The sequence below is a fragment of the Mediterranea sp. ET5 genome (assembly GCF_023337025.1).
Taxonomy (GTDB): domain Bacteria; phylum Bacteroidota; class Bacteroidia; order Bacteroidales; family Bacteroidaceae; genus Phocaeicola_A.
Genome location: NZ_JAMBLN010000027.1, coordinates 20289 through 41153 on the forward strand (window position 1 = coordinate 20289; position 20865 = coordinate 41153).

Here is a 20865-nt window from a genome sequence, read left to right on the forward strand (position 1 = left end):
ATTAGACAGAGGTTATAAGGCAATGCACAGGTTCTCCTTGGCGGCAAGGGTCGAGGGGAACACTTCGCGTGCTTCCTGCAGGAGGATGTTCTCATCTTCATAGCGCGCGGAATAGTGCCCGATCACGAGCTGCTTGACTTCGGCATCCTTGGCAAGCCGGGCTGCCTGGGCAGCGGTGGTGTGGAACGTCTCTTTGGCTCGTGCCGACTCGCTGTTGGCAAAGGTTGCTTCGTGGTAGAGCAGGTCGACGCCGTGCACCAGTCCGGCAAGTTCCGGCAGGTAGATGGTGTCGGAACAGTAGGCATAGCTGCGTGGAGGGTCGGAGGGGCGGGTCAGTCTTCCGTTGGGGACAACCGTGCCGTCGGGCAGGACGTAGTCTTCACCGTTCTTGATGCGGTTGATGGCATACGTGGGGACTTCATAGAAGTCGATCATGTCGCGGAGGATGTGGTTGGGAGTCGGTTTCTCGCGGAAGAGGAAGCCGCAGCAGTCGATGCGGTGCTTCAGCGGAAGGGTGCTCACGGTCACCGAACGGTCTTCATAGATGACTGCCGGGGTGCGGGTGTCGTGGGAGTGGAACTCCACCTTGTAGTCCATCCCTTTGCAGAAGAAGTCCAGTTGGGGTTGCATGAGCTTTTCCAGTTCGGCGGGGGCATAGATGTGCATGGTGGCGGTGCGTCCCAGCAGTCCGAAGGTGGAGAGCAATCCGATGAGTCCGAAGCAGTGGTCGCCGTGGAGGTGGGAGATGAAGATGTGGTTCAGCCGGGTGAATTTCAGCCGTGAACGGCGCAGTTGTGTCTGTGTGCCTTCACCGCAGTCGATCATGAACAGCTTTTCGCGGATGTTCACCACTTGCGAGCTTGGATAATGCCTGGTGGTGGGCAGTGCAGAACCACATCCCAATATGTTGACCTCGAACTTTTCCATAGTGTGGCAAAAATACACAAGATTTTTGTGTTTTCAGTCCGTCGAAGGGGAGAAAATTGGGTTTGGCTTGCACTCCGCTATAAAAAGAAGGCAGGTTCAAACCTTGTGGGAGTGAACCTGCCTTTATCAGATTGTAATGAATGTAATGCGTCTAGCTATTACTTCTTGCTGTCAGCTTCCATCTGCTCTTTCAATGCAGCCAGAGCGTCGATGTCGCCCAGGGTTGTAGAAGCAGCCTGGTTCTGAATCATCGGAGTCTCTTCCTTCTTGGAAGCCTTCTTGGAAGCTCTCTTCTCTGCTCTTTCTTCAGCCTTTGCAGCATCTTCGAAGATACGGCTGTGAGAGAGGATGATGCGTTTTGCGTCCTTGTTGAACTCGATGACCTTGAACGGCAACTTCTCGTCGAGCTGAGCTTGTGAGCCATCTTCCTTCACCAGGTGTTTCGGAGTTGCGAAACCTTCTACGCCGTAAGGCAAAGCGATGACAGCACCCTTGTCGAGCATTTCGATGATGGTACCTTCGTGGATGGAACCAACGGTGAAGACAGTCTCGAATACATCCCAGGGATTCTCTTCGAGTTGCTTGTGGCCGAGGCTCAAGCGACGGTTTTCCTTGTCGATTTCGAGCACCATCACGTCGATGTCCGCACCGATCTGAGTGAACTCTGACGGGTGTTTGATCTTCTTGGTCCAAGAGAGGTCGGAGATGTGGATCAGGCCGTCAACGCCTTCCTCGATTTCAACAAATACACCGAAGTTGGTGAAGTTGCGCACTTTGGCAGTGTGCTTGGAACCAACCGGATATTTCTCTTCGATAGTCTCCCAGGGGTCTGCCTTGAGTTGTTTGATACCCAAGGACATCTTGCGCTCTTCGCGGTCGAGAGTCAGGATGACAGCCTCTACCTCGTCGCCCACCTTCATGAAGTCCTGAGCGGAACGCAGGTGTTGTGACCAGGACATTTCCGATACGTGGATCAGACCTTCTACGCCCGGAGCGATTTCGATGAATGCACCGTAGTCTGCCATCACGACAACTTTGCCCTTCACGTGGTCGCCGACCTTCAAGTTCGGGTCGAGAGCATCCCAAGGATGCGGGGTGAGTTGTTTCAAACCGAGGGCGATGCGCTTCTTCTCGTCGTCGAAGTCGAGGATAACGACATTCAACTTCTGGTCGAGCTGAACCACTTCCTTCGGATCGCTTACGCGGCCCCAAGACAAGTCGGTGATGTGGATCAGACCGTCTACGCCACCCAAGTCGATGAATACACCATAAGAGGTGATATTTTTAACGGTTCCTTCGAGAACCTGGCCTTTTTCAAGTTTGCTGATGATTTCTTTCTTCTGCTGTTCCAGTTCAGCCTCAATGAGAGCCTTGTGCGAAACAACGACATTCTTGAATTCCTGGTTGATCTTGACAACCTTGAATTCCATGGTCTTGCCGACGAATACATCGTAGTCGCGGATGGGCTTCACGTCGATTTGAGAACCCGGCAGGAAGGCTTCGATGCCGAATACGTCGACAATCATACCGCCCTTCGTGCGGCACTTGATGTAACCCTTGATGATTTCGTCGTTTTCGAGAGCAGCGTTAATGCGGTCCCAAGAGCGGGCTGCGCGTGCTTTCTTGTGAGAGAGGATGAGTTGTCCCTTCTTGTCTTCCTGATTCTCGATGTACACTTCCACGGTGTCACCTACCTTCAGGTCGGGGTTGTAACGGAACTCATTCAAAGGAATGATACCGTCTGATTTGTAACCGATGTTGACAACGACGTTGCGTTTGTCGATTGAGATTACGGTTCCGTCAACAACTTCGTGGTCATTGACTTTGTTCAGGGTGTTGTCATAAGCTTTTTCAAGCTCGTCGTGGCTCATGCTGGTAGTAGCCTCGCCATTTTCATACGCATCCCAGTTGAAGTCTTCCAAGGGAGCTACGTTCTTCAGATTTTCCATTAATAGATAAAGTTGTTTTTAGTAATTAAATGGGTTAGACATTATATCGCTATAATAATCGGCCGCGAAGATACTGCAAAAAAATGAATCGGCGCACCTATTCACTCAATTTTGTGATAGTTGCGCCGATTATTTTAGCTTTTTTGTGAGGCTTAGTCTTCCAACGAGTAGTCGATGGTGGTCACCACACGTATTTTTTTTATGTAAGGCGTGTTGGCGTCGCGGTCGTCGATGGAGAACTGGCCCTGATAGGCTTTCTTGATTTTACCCAGTTTGCTGTCGGAGTCCTTGGCGAACTTTTCGGCAGCGGCGCGGGCGTTCTTGGTCGCTTCTTCGATCATCTTGGGCTTGATGGAGTTCAGGCTGGTGTAGTCGTAGGACACGTTGTAGCGGTAGTCGCCTCCGCTGATGGCAATGCCTTGTTTCAGCAGCTCGCCCTGTGAGGCGATGAGTCCGCGTACCAGGTCGACCTTGCCGGATGTGACGGTGATGACGGTCGTGATGTTGTAGCGGTAAGGCTTGTCGTTGTTGCTGTATCGTTCGGCTTGCAGGTCCACAATCTCGGGGGCATTGATGCTGATTTCGCCGGCGTCGATGCCTTTGGAGGTCAGGAAGGCCTGAATCTTCTGGTTGGTGGCTTCAATCTGGCTGTAGAGGGCAGGCAGGTCGTTGCCGATACTCTTGTACATCAGCGGCCACGTCACTTTGTCGGCGGGGACTTCCATCTCTGCCAGACCTTTCACGGTGACCACACGGTCGCGGGTTGCCAGTGTGTCGATGCCCGCTTTGACAAAATAGCCCGTCAGTGCCAGTCCGATGGCGAGGATGACGGCTTCAATTCTTAGATTTTTCATAGGCTTATACCTTAATAATTATGGTTACGTGTTTCGGGGGAGGAGGTGAGCGGACGCTCTGTCCTTGCCGCATCGAGGGCTTTGCGGACCGAACCGTGGCGCAGGAGCAGGGCTTGTGCCTCCTCGTAGGGCAATCCCAGTTCATCGACCAGCATCCGTGTGCCGCGGTCGACCAGTTTCCGGTTGCTGAGCTGCATGTTGACCATGCGGTTGCCTTTCACACGTCCCAGCCGTATCATGGTGGCGGTGCTGATCATGTTGAGGATCATCTTCTGTCCCGTGCCGCTTTTCATGCGGGAGCTGCCGGTGACAAACTCCGGACCGACGATCATCTCGATGGGGATGTCGGCTTCCCGGGAGATGGGGGCGTCGGGGTTGCTGCAGATGGATGCCGTCAGGATGCCGTGTGCACGTGCCTCATGGAGGGCATGGACCACATAGGGGGTCGTGCCCGAGGCGGCGATGCCTACCACGGTGTCGTCGGTATTGATGCCGTGCTCCTGCAGTTCTTCCCATCCGCGCATCGGATTGTCCTCGGCGTTCTCTACCGGATGACGGAGTGCACGGTCGCCGCCGGCAATCAGTCCGATGACCCTGCCCGGAGGCATGCCGAAGGTGGGTGGAATCTCGGAGGCGTCGAGCACGCCCAACCGTCCGCTGGTGCCTGCTCCCATATAGAAGAGGCGTCCGCCCCGTTGCATCCGTTCGACGATGGCAGTGACCAGACGTTCGATTTGGGGGATGCACTGATGGACTGCCAGAGCCACCTTGCAGTCTTCTTCGTTGATGCCCTCCAGCAGTTCGTGCACCGACTGGCGGTCGAGTCCGTCGTGCAGAGAGGGTTGTTCGGTGATTTTGATGAAACTCATGATGGAATGTTTTTTTCCTGTGTGAAAGGATGTACGATGACTGGTTGCCGGCGTTTACATCCGGTGATAGCTGATGAGCCCTTCCATCGGACTTTGGGCAATGACGCCTACGGTGTAGCCCCGTCTCTCCAGGCTTTCGGTCAGTTCCGGACGGAAATGGTAAGCAATGGAGCCAACCGCGCTGACGGGATATTCCTTGGGATACGTCTTCAGGTTCCGCTCGATGAAGGCATCGAACGAGTCGGTCAGCAGGCGGTGGATGGCAGGGTCCTCCCGTTGTTCCGCCAGGAAAGGCGCGAAGCTTGCCAGGAAACGGTGCGCCAGCGGACGCCGGTAGACATGGTGGATGATTTCCTCCTGTGTCAGCTGGGTGCGGTTGGCAAAAGCCAGGCAGATGTGTTCGGGCAGCTGCTCTTTCAGGACATCCCCCACGAGGCGTCGGCCCAGGTAGGCACCACTGCCTTCATCGCCCAGGATATATCCCAGGGCAGGAGTGTGGGCGGCGATTTTCTCCCCGTCGTAGAAGCAGGAGTTCGAGCCTGTCCCCAGGATGCAGGCGATGCCGGGCTGGTGTCCGCAGAGGGCACGGGCAGCTCCCAACAGGTCGCTTTCCACCTCACGGTGCACCTGCTCGCCGAACACCTTGCGCAGGCATCCGCGCAGGATGCGGCTACCCAGCGTCGTGTTTCCGGCGCCGTAGAAGAAAATGCTTTCGATAGGTTCCACGGGAAGCTGCGGGTAGAGTTCCTTGTGGAGAATCTTCAGGATTTCATCGGCTTTCTGGTGAAAGGGATTGATGCCCTGCGTATGGACAAACAGGGGAGCATCCCCTCGCCATGCACACCAATCGGTCTTGGTCGAGCCACTGTCAGCTATCAGTATCATAATGTTCAGAACTTTTGGCAAAAGTACGTAATTCCCTTCAGATGTGTGGTGCGTCGGGTAGCTTTTATTGCTTTTGCACCGTGTTCCCTACCCGGTACCAGCTGTTTTCAGTGTCTTAATTCGAGTTGTTTTTTGACGGAAGCCTCTCTTTTACCGGCAGAATTCGCAGGAAAGTAGGAAGATAAGGAGCAAGTCGACCTCCTTGGAGTATTTGTGGGAGAGGTAGTGACGGATGGTGTGGAGCGAGGCGGATATGTATTCCTGCACCGTGTTGACCGAGATGCCCAACGCCTGAGCAATCTCTTTGTGCGACAGACGTTGCCGCCGGCTCAGCTCGAACACTTCCCGTTGGCGGGGCGTCAGCTTGCCGAGGGCTTCGTTGACGACAGCCTCCAGTTCGGCGACGGCAATGGCCTGTGAGGTGCTGTTGCTGTAGTCGACAGCCTGGGAGAGGATGGCTTCTTTCAGGGAACTTTCCTGCTCCAGGCTGCGCAACTGGTTGAGCACACGGTTGCGCACAATCGTATAAAGATAGGAGGAGAAAGACGTGTCGGGGTTGATGAAACGCCGGCTTTGCCAGACGGCAGCAAAAGTATCCTGAAAGATGTCCTCGGCATACGCTTGCGACTTCAGGTAGCGCAGGGCAAAATAGACGAGCTGGTTCTTGTAACGGGCATACAGTTCGCAAAAGGCATCCTCGTCTCCGTCAATCAGACGGAGAACCAGCGTGTGTTCTTCTTCCCTGTCGTGTGTCATGGCTGTCATAAGTGTTTGTTGCTCTTTCTGCTAAGGTCACTGCAAAGATACGGAGAAAAATAAATACCTCTGACAGCGCACGGGCGAAAAAAGCAGGCTTAGCGCCGTTCGTAGTCCACGAAGCTGTAGGCGTAGGCATGTCTCTCGTCCGGCTCATGGCATTCGCGTGCCACCTCCTGCCAAACGGAAGGGTCCACTTCCGGGAAGAAGGCATCAGCCTCCGCCGGTGTGTCTGCGATGTGGGTCAGGCAGAGACGGTCGGCAAGACGCAGGGTGTCGGCATAGACACTCGCACCGCCGATGATGTAGACATCCTCCGTCGGACTGCAATGCTCCAAAGCCTCCTCGATGGAAGCGAAGCACTCCGCTCCCGGACAGACAAGGTCCGTTTGTCGGGTAAGCACGATGTTGCGTCGGTTGGGGAGTGCCCCTTTGGGGAGCGACTCGAAGGTGCGGCGTCCCATGATGATGGTGTGTCCCGTGGTGAGTGCCTTGAAACGCTTCAGGTCGTTGGGGAGCCAGTAGAGCAGCCGGTTCCGGTAGCCGATGGCGCGGTTGGCAGCCACGGCGGCAATGATGGAGATTCTCATGGAGGTTATACGGAAACTTTGCCCGCAATGTGCGGATAGGGGTTGTAGTCTGTCAGTTCGAAGTCCTCGTAGCGGAAGCTGAAGATGTCCTTCACGTCGGGGTTGATGTGCATCTTCGGCAGGGGGCGCGGTTCGCGCGTCAGTTGCAGATGTACCTGGTCGAGGTGGTTCAGGTAGATGTGTGCGTCGCCCAGTGTATGGATGAAGTCGCCCGCCTTCAGTCCCGTCACCTGAGCCATCATCATCAGCAACAGGGCATACGACGCGATGTTGAACGGTACTCCCAGAAACGTGTCGGCGCTGCGCTGGTAGAGTTGCAGGCTGAGCCGTCCGTTGGCGACATAGAACTGGAAGAGCAGGTGGCAGGGAGGCAGGTTCATGCGTTTCAGGTCAGCCACGTTCCAGGCGCTCACGATGATGCGGCGCGAGTCCGGGTTATGCTTGATGGTCTCGACCGCCTCCTGTATCTGGTCGATGAAGCCCCCGTCGTAGTCAGGCCACGAACGCCACTGGTAGCCATAGATATGCCCCAGATCCCCGTCAGGGTCAGCCCATTCGTTCCAGATGCGGACGCCATGCTCCTGGAGGAAGTGTACGTTGGTGTCGCCGCGCAGGAACCACAGCAGTTCGTAGATGATGGATTTCAGATGGAGCTTCTTGGTCGTCAGGCAGGGGAAACCGTCGTCGAGGTTGAATCGCATCTGATGGCCGAACACGCTGATGGTGCCCGTCCCCGTGCGGTCCTCCTTGCGTTCCCCCTCGGTGAGGATACGGTTGAGTAGGTCGAGGTATTGTTTCATTGCTGTTTGCTTGATAGTCGGCTGCAAAAGTACGCATTATTTTTGGAATAGGGCACAGCGAGAGCCTTGTCGCTTGTCAGCAGTCATCGTGCAGCAGGAGGTTGCTGAGCCCCACGATGGCCAGTCCGGCAAGGAGTGTGAGAAAGGCATGCAGTTGGGGGTCACCCCATTGCTGTGCACAGAAGCTGTGCCAGATGTGCTCGCCCGAGGCGACGAGCCATTCCATTCCTCCCAAAATGATGAAGAGAATTACGGCTGCCACCCCGCCAATCCATCGGATGAGGGTTGCCAATTGCTCGTAGCGGCGCGGAAGACGTTCCATCACCTTTTCGGTAAATCCGTTGTCCGCCACTTCACGGCGGTTTTCCTGCAGGAAGCGTGACACGGAGTCGGGTTCGTTATGCTGATTCATAGCCATGCTGTTTTAAGTAGTTCGACAATTTGGCTTTTCCACGGGAGAGGTGCGACTTCACCGTCCCCTCGGGCAGTCCGGTCACGGAGGCAATCTTCGCGATGGTCAGGTCTTCCATGTAGAAGAGTGTCATGCATGTCCGCTCGTCAGGGCGCAGGAGGGCGAGTGCCTGATAGAGGTCGACATGTGCATCCAGCGGAGGCTGTTCGCACATTCCTTCGCCACCCGGAGGCAGTGAGTCCAGCCCTGTCGTCTCCTTCCGGTTGCGAAGATAGTCATAATGCACGTTGTATGCAATGCGTAGCAGCCAGGTGGAGAAGTCCGACAGTCCGCGAAACGATCCCAGCCCGAGCCATGCACGTATGAAAGTCTCCTGTGCCAGGTCATCGCTGAGAAATTCGTCGCCCAGCGTCTGGTGCAGGAAGAACCGTCGGACCTGTGACTGGTGCTTCCTGACCAGGGTGTCGAACGCCCGGCGGTTGTGCCCTATGACAGCCTGTGCGATGAGCGATAGGTCGGTCAGCGTCTTCATTGTTCGTCGGTGGAGGAATCTTTGGCAGACGTGTCCTGAGGAGTCTCACGAGGTTGCTGTTCCTGATGGAGCCGTCTCTGTTCGCGGCGTTGCAGTATGCCTGCAAGGAGTTCTCCGAGACCGATACAGGAAATCAGGATACCGATGGCAGCCAGTTCCTTTCCAGCCAGTATCGCAAGGAAGATGGTCAGTCCGATGCCCATGCAAATCATGCGGATGCCGTGCATGAGGAGGTCTTTCTGTTTCTTCTCATCCTCTTGGAGCAGCTTCTGTAGCAGCTCTACCGAGCCCGTTTGTCCCGATGTGACCATCCGGTCGATGAGTGCATATTTGGCACGTCGGTTTTTCGAACGGAAGTAGAACCAGCAGAACACCACGATGAAGGGGAAGGTAAATATCAGGATGACTGCTGTCAGGTCTACGAGGTTGTCGCCGATATCGTTTTTCTGGCTGAGTTGCTTTACTTTGTTTCGCAGTTCGGCTATTTCGGCTTGTGCCAATTCGAGCTCTGTCGGTTCTTGCAGGGTTGTTGCGGTGGAGTCCGCCTTCATTGCTGTGGTGATGGCGGTTGTGTCTTGTGCTGTTGCGGAAGCGGAAGGTGTGCCCACGCCCAATGTGAGGCAGGCAGCGAGGATGGCTAATGTCTTTTTCATATCGTTTGTGCTTTATGTTTGTTTGTACATTAGACGCGGTGAGAGGACCGGATGGTTGCAAAGGTGGGGAATTTTTTGATTTTATGCTACGACGTGTTTGGCAAGCTAAGTCACTTGCTCCTGCCAGTGAGTATGCAATCTTATTTTAGGTGATTCTTGTCAATAATTTCAGCAACGGTTTTCAAGAGTTCCCTCATTGATGTGGAGATAGCCGAAGAGGTGGGTATTTCGCCATATGATAAGGCTCCTAATTCAGAAAGATATGTTGCTCTTATACTTTGCCAGCACGCATCAAAGTCTGTGAGTAAGACAGAAGTGGTGATGTCAGAATTATGCCAATGTAGTGGACGATTGAACTCACACTTGTCGTGGTCTATTAAAGCAGGTAAATCTGTGACAAAATCACTCCGAAGATATTCTTGACAGACAGGGTCCTGCATTAAGAAGTGCAAATCATAAAAGTGTCTTATTTTGGAAGTCAGTCCCTTGGTGGGATCGTTCTCAAAAGAAAATCGCAGAAGTGAAACCACTTTCTCACACAGTGTCCGGCGTTTGTCAAGTACACTGATGACAAAAGCTTTCATATCCATGGCTTCAATCATCTCATCCATTCCACGCCTCTCCATCATTTCGGTAATAAATGATTTAATGCTGCAGCGTTCATAAGGATAAGGATTACCATAGGTATTGATTTCTACCACCACATGGTTACCCAGAAAATCGAATCGGTTGTTTCGTTTGTCAATGACGGTGTTATATGCGTGAAATGTTCTGCGGAAACGACTGTTCTTTATCGTTTGACCGGGAACTTCCATATCAGTTAACTCACTGGTTGTATCTTTATCAATGTGAATCAGCAGGCGTTTTTGCTGGTTGGGGCTAAGTCCTTCTGTAAGGACAGCAAAGTCCACGTCGCTCGAAAATCGTTTGATAATTCCGTATGCTTTGGAAAGTGAAGTACCACCTTTCCAAACCATTTGGTCTGCATGACGATGGCGAGAAAGATTTTGGAGGATAAGACAAATCCAATAGTCTTTTTCTACAAATTCCTCAGCGATGCCCATTTCATAAGCTGTGATGCGGATGGCTTCCGAGAAAAGTTGTTTATCTGTATGAAGTTTCATTCTATATACCAGTTTTTGAAATTGATGGATGATGACGCTAATCCTATCTTGTAAGTAGTAGCAGGATTGAGTGTGGATTTCAACTCCTGGCTCTCCTTTTCATAGCCTAGTATCTCCAGCATCACCCCAAGCAAAGCACGGGTGGCGGGAGAATAGGGCTTTGCCAAAATAGTCAGTTTCCGTATCTGAACCGCGTCAAATGTTTGGATAATCTGTCTTATTCGCTCGAAGGATTGCATAGGAGTCGTGTCGGGTATATGCTTGATATATTTCAGAGCATCAAGTAGCTGAAGATAATGAGTGTTATCACGGGTAATCTTGTTGGATTGTACAATGAAGCGTACCGTGTATTGTGCACGTGTAATCTTGTTGCGTTTCTTGTTGCAACCTATTTCTATGATATTCGGAACTTGTGTTGTCAGTCCCATGCGATGCCATATGGCATACCCCGTAAGATAACCTACTTGCACCCCATTCTTTACCAGGTAGTCACTTACCAGTTCTTCCATGTTAGGCAACAACTCACCAAACAGGCTTTGACGAGGTTTGTAAAAGCGACCTTTTCCGACTTTCTTCAGCTTTCCTTCTTTGACCAATCTTGATAGTTTCATTCGGGCACGCTCATAGTTGTCTGCCGTTATTTCAAGGTCAGACAACGTAAACACACGTTCCATGTCTATGCGTTTAAGTTTTTCTTCTATGAGTTTTGAGGTTATCATATATCTGTCTGATATTGCAATACAAAGGTAATGTGATTGTTCGGTTTTATGGCCACAAAACCGAATGTAAGAATACTCCTGATAGTCATATTTAACAATTAAGTCTGTCACAAACCTCCTGCTATTGCTATTACTATTACTTTCGGACTTGGTTCTGTATCTTCAGTGTAACCGACACGCCTGAGAGAATGGTAGTAGTCGCCACCACAAGTCTATAAATATCCCCGAATACGTAATGACTTGGTATATTTTTTTCGAGTTTTCCACTTTTCGCCTGTAACTTGCATTGTATCTCTGTCAATATGATGATCTCTTTCTTATGTAAGATTATTCTTTGTAATGTGATTGGACCGGGCTCATGCTGAGGCAAAAACAACAACGACTGCCACTACTAGGCTTATTATAGTGGTAGTCGCTATTGTTATAGATCGGTGCATGCTTATAGCTTACTGAATGCTTACCTGGAATCAAGATGTATATCTCCAATGACCGGTACGATGTGGATGAGGAATCTTTGATTGCGAGAGTCATCTTGATTGTCCTTTCGGGGTGCACGTGGCACTCCACTTTCCCCACTTCCAGCAATAACTAGTTCACATTTCTCCATTTGAGTAAAGTCTATCCCTGCCTCATCTCGCCAGAATTCATGGAGTTTCAGTGCACGTTGATAGCTAAGTACGTCATTATTGAAGTAGTCATCTATGTGGTAACCGTCTGCTGAGGCTTGTCCTTCAATGACTACTAGATATTTGATGTCAGTACGTAGAGAATCATTCTGTTGCAAATTGAGGATGGTATGTTTGATCTCTTCACCGGCATCCTTGATTCGTTGGCGGATAGCGTTAGCTTCAGTTACGTCATATTCCACAGAACGCGGGTCATCCTGAAGTAGCTGTTCGAGAGAGAACTTACCCTTCTGATAGTTCACTTGGATCTTGAAGATATGTTTCAGGTAATCCTTATTGAATTCAAAGTATTTAGGGTCAATGTTATCTACAGCCTTATAGATCGACATGATTTCCTCATATTTATCTTTGAACTTTTCTAGTTCTTTTTGTTTGACTTTGAATCGGCTATAAGAAACTGCAAAAAGCACAAGCATGATGGCAAAAAGTGTAGTCATAATGTCTACATAGCTGGGCCAAAAGGTACTTTTAGTATTTCGATTATCCATAACGATTATTTTTTACGACGGCTGAGGATGGGGGGAAATCTTTTCCAGAATCCTCCTTCCCGACTTTTCTTATCAACCGGAGTGCGTGTTCTTTTGCTAGTGTTTTCCAAAGCTCTATCTAATAATTGATGAATCGATTTGATTTCATTTAGTGTTCTTCCGACATCTTCCTGTGAATTCCTAGCATTTATGGATGCCAAGAGCTCTTCAATCTTTTCCAACTTCCCTAGTTGGGAGAACTCACGTTGAATGTTCTCAAGCGAGAATTTGCTTTCGATAATATCAACAATCTCTTGTCTACGAGATAGAATTTCTTTTGCGAGACTATCAAGGATATTTTGGAATCGGTCGGTATAGGTAGCGAAACTTTCTTCATAAGTATGCCCCAGTCGGGTAATAGCTTCGGCCTGCATATTGAAGATGTTTTTGAGATGTCCGTCAGAGACCTCCATTGCTTCAACGGCAATTTCCTGTTTGGTTTTAATTGCAGTGATAATATCTCTGATAGCATACATTTCAGTTTTACCAAGAAGTTCTGTGTTCTCTATGCTTTCTCCGAGAGCATTAATGCTTTGTTCGAAGTTTGTGATACGGTCTAGAATTTGGTTGAGTTTGTTTGCAATAGTGAGTGGCAGTTCTAAGGATTTATTATAGTTTTGTTGTGTATCAATCAGTTTGAGTGTAACATCCTGGATAGAATTTTTCATAACCTCAAAGCGGTTGAGTGCAGTGGTCACAAGCTCGAAACTTTGTGATGCATGAACAAATGCATCAAGCGATTCAACGATACCACGGGATCGCATTGTTTTTAATAGCTGAGATTGCAGATCGACATTTTGATTGATTTTATCCATGTTCTCGCCCATAACACGTACAGCCTCAGCAACGGTTACTACATTTCTTTCAAAGGCATCTCCAAAACGTCGGGTACAAGCATCAAATGTAGACTGAAAGCTGTCAATTACACGCGTGAAAGATGGTTCAAAGAGGTTGATGGTTTGGTGGAGTTTATTCAGTGCTGATACCATACTTACTCCCAAAGTTGGCATAAGTTCGTTCTGAATAAACTCATAGAATAGGTTTTTATCCTCGCTTACAATCTTTTGTGTCTCAGTAGCTAGATTGTGGGTGAGGGTCGTGAGTAGCAGACCTATAAAGCTGGTCGACATTGAAACAAGTACACCGCTAATTAGATCCCCGATAGTTTCGTCGGTAATCCCTTCTCCATGGGCTGCTCCCAATCCGATAGTGAAGAACATCAACCCAAGAAATACACCAATGAAAGTACCCATCAGACCGATGTATGTGGGAAATGCTATTCTAGAGGTTGCATCCTCATAAAGCACGTTGATTTTCCTTTCAGTCTTGTTTTGAATGATTGAGAAATCAGTAGTGCCATGATTCTTTCTGATGTACTCATTCAGCTCCTTAATGAGTGTATTTAGGTTGGTGCCTTCTGCAGCGATGTTGGGGTTGAGCAAGGATTCTTCTGTCTCTTGGGACAGTTCATACTCTTGCCTTCTGGAAAAGAAATCCCGAACTGTTTTCAGTTTCCTTCGGTTCTTTGAGAAGAAATGGAATTGAAAACTGGTAGCGATAATAAAAACCGTGATGGAAATACCAAGGGATACGACAGAAATCTCGGATTCGAACATATCAGAGTTGAGTAAGTTTTAATATATTATCGATTATCGGCAGGAAGAATATCGAGTCGTGATAAGCTTCCTTGCCATCTTTGGTCTTCTCGATGACCTGTTTCTTGAAGTTTTTCTCAAGTGAATCCTGTATTCCAGAAGAAACTCTCTTGATAATATTTTCAATATCAATGTCTTTATCCAGTTCTTCATCTTTCTTGAGCATTCCCAGAAGTTTTTCGTACAGGTGGTTAAGTGAATCAAGAGTATTAAATAATTCTTGCTTTATCAACGGGAAGTCAGTGATGAGTTGTTTAACATTTTCATACCTTTTGTCAGAGACTCCTTGGAAATTGAATTCTTCAGGCTTTTCTGCATCCTTATTGCGATAGAGTCCACCGTAACAGGTACATTCTTTCCGGCTTTCGGGGAGAATGACTTGGATATTCTTGATGTCATCACCATATACTTGCTTGAAGATCTCCGTAACAATCCGTCCGATAATTGTCCGATCAGCAGAAATCAGGTCGTCGATGTAGCGGCTACCATTGCCACAGAACAGAACGGAGCGTGGACAAGTTAAGTTCTTGGCTTTATACATTCTCGCCATGTAGTATACGATGGAAGTGAAGTGATAGAGGAATAGAGGTTTATAGGACTCTTTTAGTTTGTCCATGATACCGCAATCTCGTTCATTCCTCAGCCAGAAGTTAATGACATCTTTGGTTGAGATTTCTTTGTCCTGGATCATTTTTGTATTAAGTTTCTCTAGATCTTCGTCTTCAAAATGGATGGGGTTATCCTTGGCAAAACGCTTATAGATGCCATTATCCTCAGCATTTTCAAAGTCGTTGAATCCATTACCCCAAAGTACATCGCAACCGAAATGAACAGAATTGGCTATTTGGGGCTTCCCGTCTGCGAAGTAGACGAAGTCGCTTGAACCTCCACCGATGTCAACAATAGAGACTGCATCCACACTGTTGAATGAATCTTTCTTGCTGAAATAGTAATAGGGAGCTTCAGATTCAGACACACAAGAAATCTGTTCTGAACTTATTGACAGGATTTGTTTTGCTTCCTCTTCCCAGGTTTTAATATAATAGTCTTTTATGTTGCTTCTGAAGCTAAGAGGGCGGAACCATATTAGTTTAGTGGAGGCAAGCACACCATTCTTCTGTAAGATATCTGTTTTGATGATGAGCAGCAGTTCACGGATGAAAAGCCGAAGCTCTTCCTTATGGCTGTCCTCCCACTTGATATCTGTAAGAATTGTTTGGTTGCCCAGTCCGATAGACTTTTCATAGAAGAAGGCAATGTTGCAGTTGTCAAATAATTCCGGTTTGCTTCTGTTCCCCTTTTGTACACAAAAGGCAGTTCGGAGTGGAAAACGATAGTCAAAGCTATCAATCAGAGCCGGAGCAAACTCAGTCTTGAAGTTCATTCTGCAATGAGACTCCATAGCATTCTCGATGACTTTAGCACTCAGAGGAAGCCCAGCTTTGCATTGGAAGTTGTGAAGAAACGCTACCATGGGTTCATGCATGGAGAGTTGTTCGGGTTCATAGGCACGTCCCATTTTGCAAGAGGAGATGTAGGTGTTGGTCGTTCCCAAGTCGATAGCATATGTATAGGTATCTTCTGTGCGTTGAGCTTTCTTCCATCTTGGAATGAGTAGTCCTTCGCAAGTTCCGCTGCTGAGTTTTAGCTTCAGACAGATAGCATCAAACTGACAGCCGAAAACCTCGTAAAACTTAGAGCCGGAATCGATCCCATGTTCATTGTCTTGTTGGGAACGGACTACAGCAGGAGAAACACCATACGTGGCACGTTCTCGGTCTTTCCTTGTCTGTTCTTCGATAGCTTCAAAGTGCTCCTCCTCGTTTCGACGGAAGAAGGAGAGCTCCAGATTCTGGATGGAGGTGGGGCGGTAACCAGTTGTTGCATCATGTATGGCGGTCATGACCTTGAAATAGCAGTTCTCATCCTTGTTTGGTGAGAGTATGTTAGGGAATATACCTAGATTGAGACTGATACCCTCCTCTTTGAGGTCTATGATTATCCCTCGGTTCTCTTTAGAATATTTACCTGGATTGCAATATTTTTTCTCATATACTTGTCCCTGATACTTAAGCGTGAAGTTGATTGTTGTGCTGGTGCTCTTACAGATACACTCAAACTTTCCTTTCATAAGGGATAGAGCTTCCCGACTGATAGGCGTCAAATAGTCGTAATCTCTTTTATCATCATCTTCGTTAGCATAAGTTACCGGTTGATAGTATTCATCAGACAGGCGGAAAGGCAGACGGATAAGGATGTCGTTGAAGAAGTTAATCGTGCTGATACTGGCATCCCTGTAAATAGGTAAACCGTTTATTACAATTTCGTTGCCATCTCTGGATATGATTGGCTTATAGTTTGGTTGCCACTTACTGTTGATATCTCGGTCTTTAATCTGAATTTGTTTGATATAGTCGCGTAGCTCCTTCATTTCATCTCCCAATTGATGGGTGTCGACTAGGTGGAACATATAGTTCTTGAAATCCTTGTCGCGTTCACCAAACAAACAGATATCTCGAAAATATTGCTTCCCGGATTTACGAAGTAGGGAAGGCATCTGTTGGTAACGCTCCCCGATGAAAGTGGTCTCTTGTCCGTTGCGGTCTATTCGCTTATCAAGGTCGGGAGGAGTTATGAAACCGGTAAAGGGTGATGAGGTTGCTAGGAGATAATCTTTCCCATTATCAACAAGAATAATGAAATAGAGGCGGTGGTTGGCTGCCTTGAGGTCCAAGTCAAAGTAGGTCTTTACCGCATTTCCTAAGATGGGAACTTGCTCTTCCAGATGATTCAGATCCGGATCTACATTCCACTCTCGGATGACAATCTTCCTTTGTTCACTGTCCCAGCGACTTTCATGAAAACTAAGGTTGTAGAGCAGCTCAAATACATCCAGCGTGTCGGAAACAAGATGATTGTAGGCATCCCCGATGTCTTTCTTTGGATTCTTTTCTTTTTCGAGGGCACGACGGAATGCCTCTTTGACAACAAAGAAGCGTGCAAAGGGGGTTGGAAGGGCATTTAATGCACTACTGTTGTTGGTGCATAGTTCAGAGATTTTATCGAGGTCTCCCGCTGTGATTGGACCTCTTTCAGCTGTCCATTCTTGTCCTTTGAGACCACGTTCAATTATATTTAGTTCAGCACTACTCATGATTTTTCATTATTTTAGAAGTGTATTTGTCGATGGCTTTAGAGGCATAGTCGATAAAGCGACGAAACTTCAGTGTGTGGGTATTATCCTTATCTTGGTTGCTGGCACGTATCATCTCCAACAAATAATAAGATTCATCTTGGGCGTCTAAGGCAAAATCCTGAATCCAGTTGGTTAATGGGGCATTCCTTTTTTGAGGGTCAGCAATGGTAAGTGGGGCAAAACTGCGTTTGTTGTTAGCAAGTTCTTGATACCATCCGTCAAAACGTGAGAGGAAATTACGGAGACTACCATAGGCCTTGCTCTCGTAGAAAGTCGAATCAAATCCTCGGTTCTTGGAGAGTGGAAATTGTCTTTCGTAGGGAAGACAAATAACCAAACGGTGCAATAGCATCATGTCTGCAACAACCTTGATAATATCGTTGTAAGCATCGCCCAAGGAAGAAGCAGAAAGAGAGCTGACGTCCTCTTTGATAGCTCGTGATAAGGCCTGGGGCTTATCCGGTTTATCAATCTTCGACAGGAAATCAAAGAGGGCTGTAGCTGCAACCAGTTCAATGAAATGTGCTTTGTCGTCCTGCTTTTTCTCATCATTGGCATAGGTTGTTCTGATCTTTTGTTCCCCAACGTAGTAGAGATAATCCGACAAGACACTGTTCTCGTAGTAAGCAAGAGCTGATTTTGTTTTCGTGAAGAAGGTAGTGTAGTCTATATCACTATTTGTTATTGAGGGGTCTTCTAGTGAGAAATAAGGGAGCACGGAGACTGCACCCATCATGGCATCTTTAACATTCGGATATGCGCTTGATTGACGTATCCTCTTTTCAAGTAGCGGATATCCGGAAGCACCGGTACCTCCAAAGATGGAACTGATGATGAATATGCGATCTTCCTTCTGGCATGCATTGCAAAATGCCTGAAACCAGTCGGCTCCTTTTATCATCTCCCCGAGAACTACTGTACCGACATTCGGACTACCTTTAAAACCTACTGAGAGGTTGTTGTCAAGATTGCCCTGTGAGAACATTGTCTGAACTAGATAATTGTTCACATCTTCCGAATTCAGGTTCCCAACATTGAGGTACTGACCGAAAGAACGCTTCTCTACAATGGGTTCAGAAATATCGTTTTGCTGTCCGTTGATTTTAGCTAGATTGGCAATCTCTGTACCGAAAAATCCGTGAATTGGATTAAGGTGTTTCCTGTCACTTACAGTAATAGCTTCATAGATATTTTCATAGTCTTGGATTAAATTTTGCAGATTGCGTTTCTCTTCCAAGTCTATGTGTGGATCAATAAATACAGGTACCACGGTATAACCTTGAGCATCCATTCCTGCTGCAAGCAGCATGGTAATGGATTTCATAACCCGGAGTCCGGTACCTCCGATGCAGAATACGAACACTCTTTTCATAATCAGATTTTGAGGAATTTATATGCGTTGGTACTCCCAAATTGGCACCATGCCCATGAAGTTAAGATATATATAATCAGACAATATAGGGCATTGTTGATGGCGCACAACCAGTAGAGAGATGCAAGTCCCGTTCGGACATTGGTTTTGATGCCAATGTATTCGATGAGAATGGTTGCTAGGAGTGAAAAGCAGAAAGCAATGGCTGCCCACATCGCCCAGAATTTAATTTTATAATGACGTCCTGGTCGTTCGTTGAAACCGGTGTAGTAATAGCTTGCAAAGCCTATACCGGAGACTAAGGTGATTATGAATAGGACGGGAAGGAGTCCGTCAAGTTGTCTCCAAACCAATTCAGCCTGTGCTTTTAGTTGCTCGTTATGAGCAAAGTTTTGCAAAAATTGACCTTTGGAGGGTAGGAGAAAAAAAAGTTTGCTGAAATCCATATTGAATTATTTTTATTTCATTGGTAAGAAGAGATTAGAATGCGGACTGGATTTTCATCGAAAGTATTGAGGCGAGCATTGAAACACCCTTCCAGAAACTTATTAAAGGAGAAGGAACCGGATAAGTCGTTTTCCTGTTCAGCTGTGATCATATTGTTAAAGTTCATGTGATAACGACTGTCAAACGGTTTGTTGGTAAATGTCCATTCGACCACTTCATCATCGAGTGAAATATTATAAACTTTGATGAGATAGTCTGCATAAGACTGACGTTTGAATTCTCCCTTATAGGCATGTTCATCGACTAGATGTTCTTTGTCTGTGAGAAGTACTACGTCAACAGCTGAGCCATAGGTTGATTTGGCTGTAAAACAGTCATTGAGAATATTTGCGTCTACTGCATGCCAAGGATATCCGGTCATGTCTATGCGGACAATGAATGAACATGTGTCAGATACTTCACGATCAAATGTAGTAATCAGATTCTGGGGATACTCAGAGCTAAGCATTCCATTCATTACTTCGTGTATAGAATAGCTGGGGGTATGATAGTTCATGCCCATATCTCCTGACTCAATATAGGAATCAGTGGCTTCGCACCAACGGGCAATGTCATTTCGGACAGCCGCAACATTTTCAGAGTTTCCTATAATGATATAGTAATATGGAGAATTCTCTTCAGCAATCGTGCCATTGGGGTTGAGATATTCAGAACCTGCGCAGACAAACGAGAGGGATATTCCGGGATACATAGCAAGGGCATTACGGATTTGTTCTTGGTATTGTATCAGTTCCGGTGCAGCACTATGTCCCGTTGGGCTATACTTCATGTCTGATACTAGAATTGCGATTTCGTCCTTTTCAGGATGTATATTCCCGATGATGCAATGGAGCATGGCAGGTATGTGGGTCGAAGTATTCGATATGAATGTACCGGCATTCATCTTAGTACGAAAGTTGTTGAGAGAGACGGAGGCGTCAATATCTCCCCCATTTGACATGGTGTTCACTATCCCTGGTGTAATCGGGGAAAGCCCTGAAAACACAGACCATACAGTCTTTTTAAATTTATTTGCTTTATTGGCGCGGAAAAAACCGTTCATACTTCCTGAGGTCTCTATATATAGATTGACGGACTTGGGCAACTTGGGTGAGAAGAGAGTTATTGTAGTGTCTAATGGTGCACCATTGATGTCGAAATAAGGATCCGCTATAGAATTAATGTCTCGACCGCATGAAGAAAGGGCGGTAACGCAGGTTATACCTGTAATACATGCGAATATAGTTTGTGCAATCAGATGTTTCATAGAGAGTACTCCCTAATTGCTCACGATCCTCGATGAGCAGATTTAACAAAAAAGTGCAGGATCTAGTATCATATTCTGCTTGTTCGACTAATTGGGCAACTATCATTTGTTAAGCATACCTGGTTAGTCATTGAATAAATATGATAGGCACTCTTATTAAGTACTGTTACTTCCCTAAATTCTAACGTGTTAGACATATCGAATGTTAAGGTATCTGCAAAGATATGAAGAAATATGACAGGTGCAATTATTTATGTTGAAGAACATAATAATAACTAGTCTTTCGGAATCAGAAGGCTTAGATTCATGATGTTATAAATCAGAGGAGCTATACTGACTGTTATTTTTTGCATACAATATATCATTGAATAAATAAAAAACGCCATATTTGCATATTATATGATTAGTTATGACTAAAAGCACAATGGGCACAAAGTGGCCACGGAAATTAGAACAAAAGATGCAGATAGTAGGAGAACAAATCAAGATGGCCCGACTGCGTAGAAATCTGAGTGTAGCTCAAGTGGCAGAACGAGCTACCTGTTCCCCTCTGACTGTGTCGCGTATAGAAAAAGGTGTTTCAACGGTAGCTATAGGCATTTACCT

The 20865-nt window shown here is 47.4% G+C and carries 20 protein-coding genes; 1 reads left to right on the forward strand and 19 read right to left on the reverse strand.

The window, feature by feature from the left end; translation table 11 throughout:
* Positions 1-12 precede the first annotated feature (12 nt).
* The 19 genes from M3087_RS13215 to M3087_RS13305 all read right to left on the reverse strand — a co-directional run bounded on the left by M3087_RS13215 (position 13) and on the right by M3087_RS13305 (position 20259).
* Entirely contained in the window at positions 13-927 is a 915-nt protein-coding gene (locus M3087_RS13215) for a ribonuclease Z (RefSeq protein WP_249096437.1), read from the reverse strand.
* A gap of 158 nt (positions 928-1085) precedes the next feature.
* Positions 1086-2876, reverse strand: a complete 1791-nt coding sequence (rpsA, locus tag M3087_RS13220) for a 30S ribosomal protein S1 (protein WP_022384819.1) — start codon at positions 2874-2876, stop codon at positions 1086-1088.
* 152 nt (positions 2877-3028) lie between these two features.
* The gene (locus tag M3087_RS13225) at positions 3029-3730 is read right to left on the reverse strand and encodes an SIMPL domain-containing protein (protein ID WP_106625410.1); all 702 of its coding nucleotides are present in this window, start codon (positions 3728-3730) and stop codon (positions 3029-3031) included.
* A gap of 11 nt (positions 3731-3741) precedes the next feature.
* Complete coding sequence (murQ, locus tag M3087_RS13230; RefSeq protein ID WP_249096438.1) at positions 3742-4599, reverse strand: N-acetylmuramic acid 6-phosphate etherase; 858 nt, start codon at positions 4597-4599, stop codon at positions 3742-3744.
* Between the two features lie 54 nt (positions 4600-4653).
* Positions 4654-5484 carry an ATPase gene (locus tag M3087_RS13235; protein WP_249096439.1) on the reverse strand — a complete coding sequence of 277 codons (831 nt, stop codon included), beginning with the start codon at positions 5482-5484 and terminating at the stop codon, positions 4654-4656.
* Positions 5485-5634: 150 nt separating this feature from the next.
* Positions 5635-6240, reverse strand: a complete 606-nt coding sequence (locus M3087_RS13240) for an RNA polymerase sigma-70 factor (RefSeq protein ID WP_249096487.1) — start codon at positions 6238-6240, stop codon at positions 5635-5637.
* Between the two features lie 98 nt (positions 6241-6338).
* Positions 6339-6830, reverse strand: coding sequence for a dihydrofolate reductase (locus M3087_RS13245; protein ID WP_249096442.1), 492 nt, complete (start codon positions 6828-6830; stop codon positions 6339-6341).
* Positions 6831-6835: 5 nt separating this feature from the next.
* A complete protein-coding gene (locus tag M3087_RS13250; protein WP_022384814.1) occupies positions 6836-7630 on the reverse strand; it encodes a thymidylate synthase in 795 nt (264 codons plus the stop codon).
* A 76-nt stretch (positions 7631-7706) separates the two neighbouring features.
* The gene (locus M3087_RS13255; RefSeq protein WP_249096452.1) at positions 7707-8042 is read right to left on the reverse strand and encodes a DUF5056 domain-containing protein; all 336 of its coding nucleotides are present in this window, start codon (positions 8040-8042) and stop codon (positions 7707-7709) included.
* Positions 8029-8574, reverse strand: coding sequence for an RNA polymerase sigma factor (locus tag M3087_RS13260; RefSeq protein ID WP_249096453.1), 546 nt, complete (start codon positions 8572-8574; stop codon positions 8029-8031). The genes M3087_RS13255 and M3087_RS13260 overlap by 14 nt, the downstream gene beginning before the upstream one ends.
* A complete protein-coding gene (locus M3087_RS13265; protein ID WP_249096454.1) occupies positions 8571-9227 on the reverse strand; it encodes a DUF6249 domain-containing protein in 657 nt (218 codons plus the stop codon). The genes M3087_RS13260 and M3087_RS13265 overlap by 4 nt, the downstream gene beginning before the upstream one ends.
* A gap of 140 nt (positions 9228-9367) precedes the next feature.
* Positions 9368-10351, reverse strand: coding sequence for a nucleotidyl transferase AbiEii/AbiGii toxin family protein (locus M3087_RS13270; protein ID WP_249096455.1), 984 nt, complete (start codon positions 10349-10351; stop codon positions 9368-9370).
* The gene (locus M3087_RS13275; protein ID WP_249096456.1) at positions 10348-11070 is read right to left on the reverse strand and encodes a DUF6088 family protein; all 723 of its coding nucleotides are present in this window, start codon (positions 11068-11070) and stop codon (positions 10348-10350) included. The genes M3087_RS13270 and M3087_RS13275 overlap by 4 nt, the downstream gene beginning before the upstream one ends.
* A gap of 457 nt (positions 11071-11527) precedes the next feature.
* A complete protein-coding gene (locus M3087_RS13280) occupies positions 11528-12244 on the reverse strand; it encodes a hypothetical protein (RefSeq protein WP_249096459.1) in 717 nt (238 codons plus the stop codon).
* 5 nt (positions 12245-12249) lie between these two features.
* Positions 12250-13899, reverse strand: a complete 1650-nt coding sequence (locus tag M3087_RS13285; protein WP_249096466.1) for a hypothetical protein — start codon at positions 13897-13899, stop codon at positions 12250-12252.
* Position 13900: 1 nt separating this feature from the next.
* On the reverse strand, positions 13901-17092 hold the full coding sequence (locus M3087_RS13290) for a hypothetical protein (protein ID WP_249096467.1): 3192 nt from the start codon (positions 17090-17092) through the stop codon (positions 13901-13903).
* Complete coding sequence (locus M3087_RS13295; RefSeq protein ID WP_249096475.1) at positions 17085-18458, reverse strand: hypothetical protein; 1374 nt, start codon at positions 18456-18458, stop codon at positions 17085-17087. The genes M3087_RS13290 and M3087_RS13295 overlap by 8 nt, the downstream gene beginning before the upstream one ends.
* A gap of 50 nt (positions 18459-18508) precedes the next feature.
* Positions 18509-18952, reverse strand: a complete 444-nt coding sequence (locus M3087_RS13300) for a hypothetical protein (protein WP_249096477.1) — start codon at positions 18950-18952, stop codon at positions 18509-18511.
* A gap of 17 nt (positions 18953-18969) precedes the next feature.
* Positions 18970-20259 carry a hypothetical protein gene (locus M3087_RS13305; protein WP_249096479.1) on the reverse strand — a complete coding sequence of 430 codons (1290 nt, stop codon included), beginning with the start codon at positions 20257-20259 and terminating at the stop codon, positions 18970-18972.
* Positions 20260-20668: 409 nt separating this feature from the next.
* On the opposite strand from M3087_RS13305, the gene M3087_RS13310 reads away from it, so the two are divergent.
* Positions 20669-20865: helix-turn-helix domain-containing protein (locus M3087_RS13310; protein ID WP_249096482.1), on the forward strand; the 197-nt coding region annotated here is incomplete at its 3' end.

Bases quoted from the DNA above. Each gene is read 5' to 3' on its own strand.
- M3087_RS13255 (WP_249096452.1), bottom strand. From the start codon at position 8,042: ATGAATCAGCATAACGAACCCGACTCCGTGTCACGCTTCCTGCAGGAA.
- M3087_RS13305 (WP_249096479.1), bottom strand. From the start codon at position 20,259: ATGAAACATCTGATTGCACAAACTATATTCGCATGTATTACAGGTATA.
- M3087_RS13250 (WP_022384814.1), bottom strand. From the start codon at position 7,630: ATGAAACAATACCTCGACCTACTCAACCGTATCCTCACCGAGGGGGAA.
- M3087_RS13225 (WP_106625410.1), bottom strand. From the start codon at position 3,730: ATGAAAAATCTAAGAATTGAAGCCGTCATCCTCGCCATCGGACTGGCA.
- M3087_RS13300 (WP_249096477.1), bottom strand. From the start codon at position 18,952: ATGGATTTCAGCAAACTTTTTTTTCTCCTACCCTCCAAAGGTCAATTT.
- M3087_RS13215 (WP_249096437.1), bottom strand. From the start codon at position 927: ATGGAAAAGTTCGAGGTCAACATATTGGGATGTGGTTCTGCACTGCCC.
- M3087_RS13235 (WP_249096439.1), bottom strand. From the start codon at position 5,484: ATGATACTGATAGCTGACAGTGGCTCGACCAAGACCGATTGGTGTGCA.
- M3087_RS13270 (WP_249096455.1), bottom strand. From the start codon at position 10,351: ATGAAACTTCATACAGATAAACAACTTTTCTCGGAAGCCATCCGCATC.
- rpsA (WP_022384819.1), bottom strand. From the start codon at position 2,876: ATGGAAAATCTGAAGAACGTAGCTCCCTTGGAAGACTTCAACTGGGAT.
- M3087_RS13265 (WP_249096454.1), bottom strand. From the start codon at position 9,227: ATGAAAAAGACATTAGCCATCCTCGCTGCCTGCCTCACATTGGGCGTG.
- M3087_RS13295 (WP_249096475.1), bottom strand. From the start codon at position 18,458: ATGAAATCCATTACCATGCTGCTTGCAGCAGGAATGGATGCTCAAGGT.
- M3087_RS13245 (WP_249096442.1), bottom strand. From the start codon at position 6,830: ATGAGAATCTCCATCATTGCCGCCGTGGCTGCCAACCGCGCCATCGGC.
- M3087_RS13260 (WP_249096453.1), bottom strand. From the start codon at position 8,574: ATGAAGACGCTGACCGACCTATCGCTCATCGCACAGGCTGTCATAGGG.
- M3087_RS13280 (WP_249096459.1), bottom strand. From the start codon at position 12,244: ATGGATAATCGAAATACTAAAAGTACCTTTTGGCCCAGCTATGTAGAC.
- M3087_RS13285 (WP_249096466.1), bottom strand. From the start codon at position 13,899: ATGTTCGAATCCGAGATTTCTGTCGTATCCCTTGGTATTTCCATCACG.
- M3087_RS13290 (WP_249096467.1), bottom strand. From the start codon at position 17,092: ATGAGTAGTGCTGAACTAAATATAATTGAACGTGGTCTCAAAGGACAA.
- M3087_RS13275 (WP_249096456.1), bottom strand. From the start codon at position 11,070: ATGATAACCTCAAAACTCATAGAAGAAAAACTTAAACGCATAGACATG.
- murQ (WP_249096438.1), bottom strand. From the start codon at position 4,599: ATGAGTTTCATCAAAATCACCGAACAACCCTCTCTGCACGACGGACTC.
- M3087_RS13240 (WP_249096487.1), bottom strand. From the start codon at position 6,240: ATGACACACGACAGGGAAGAAGAACACACGCTGGTTCTCCGTCTGATT.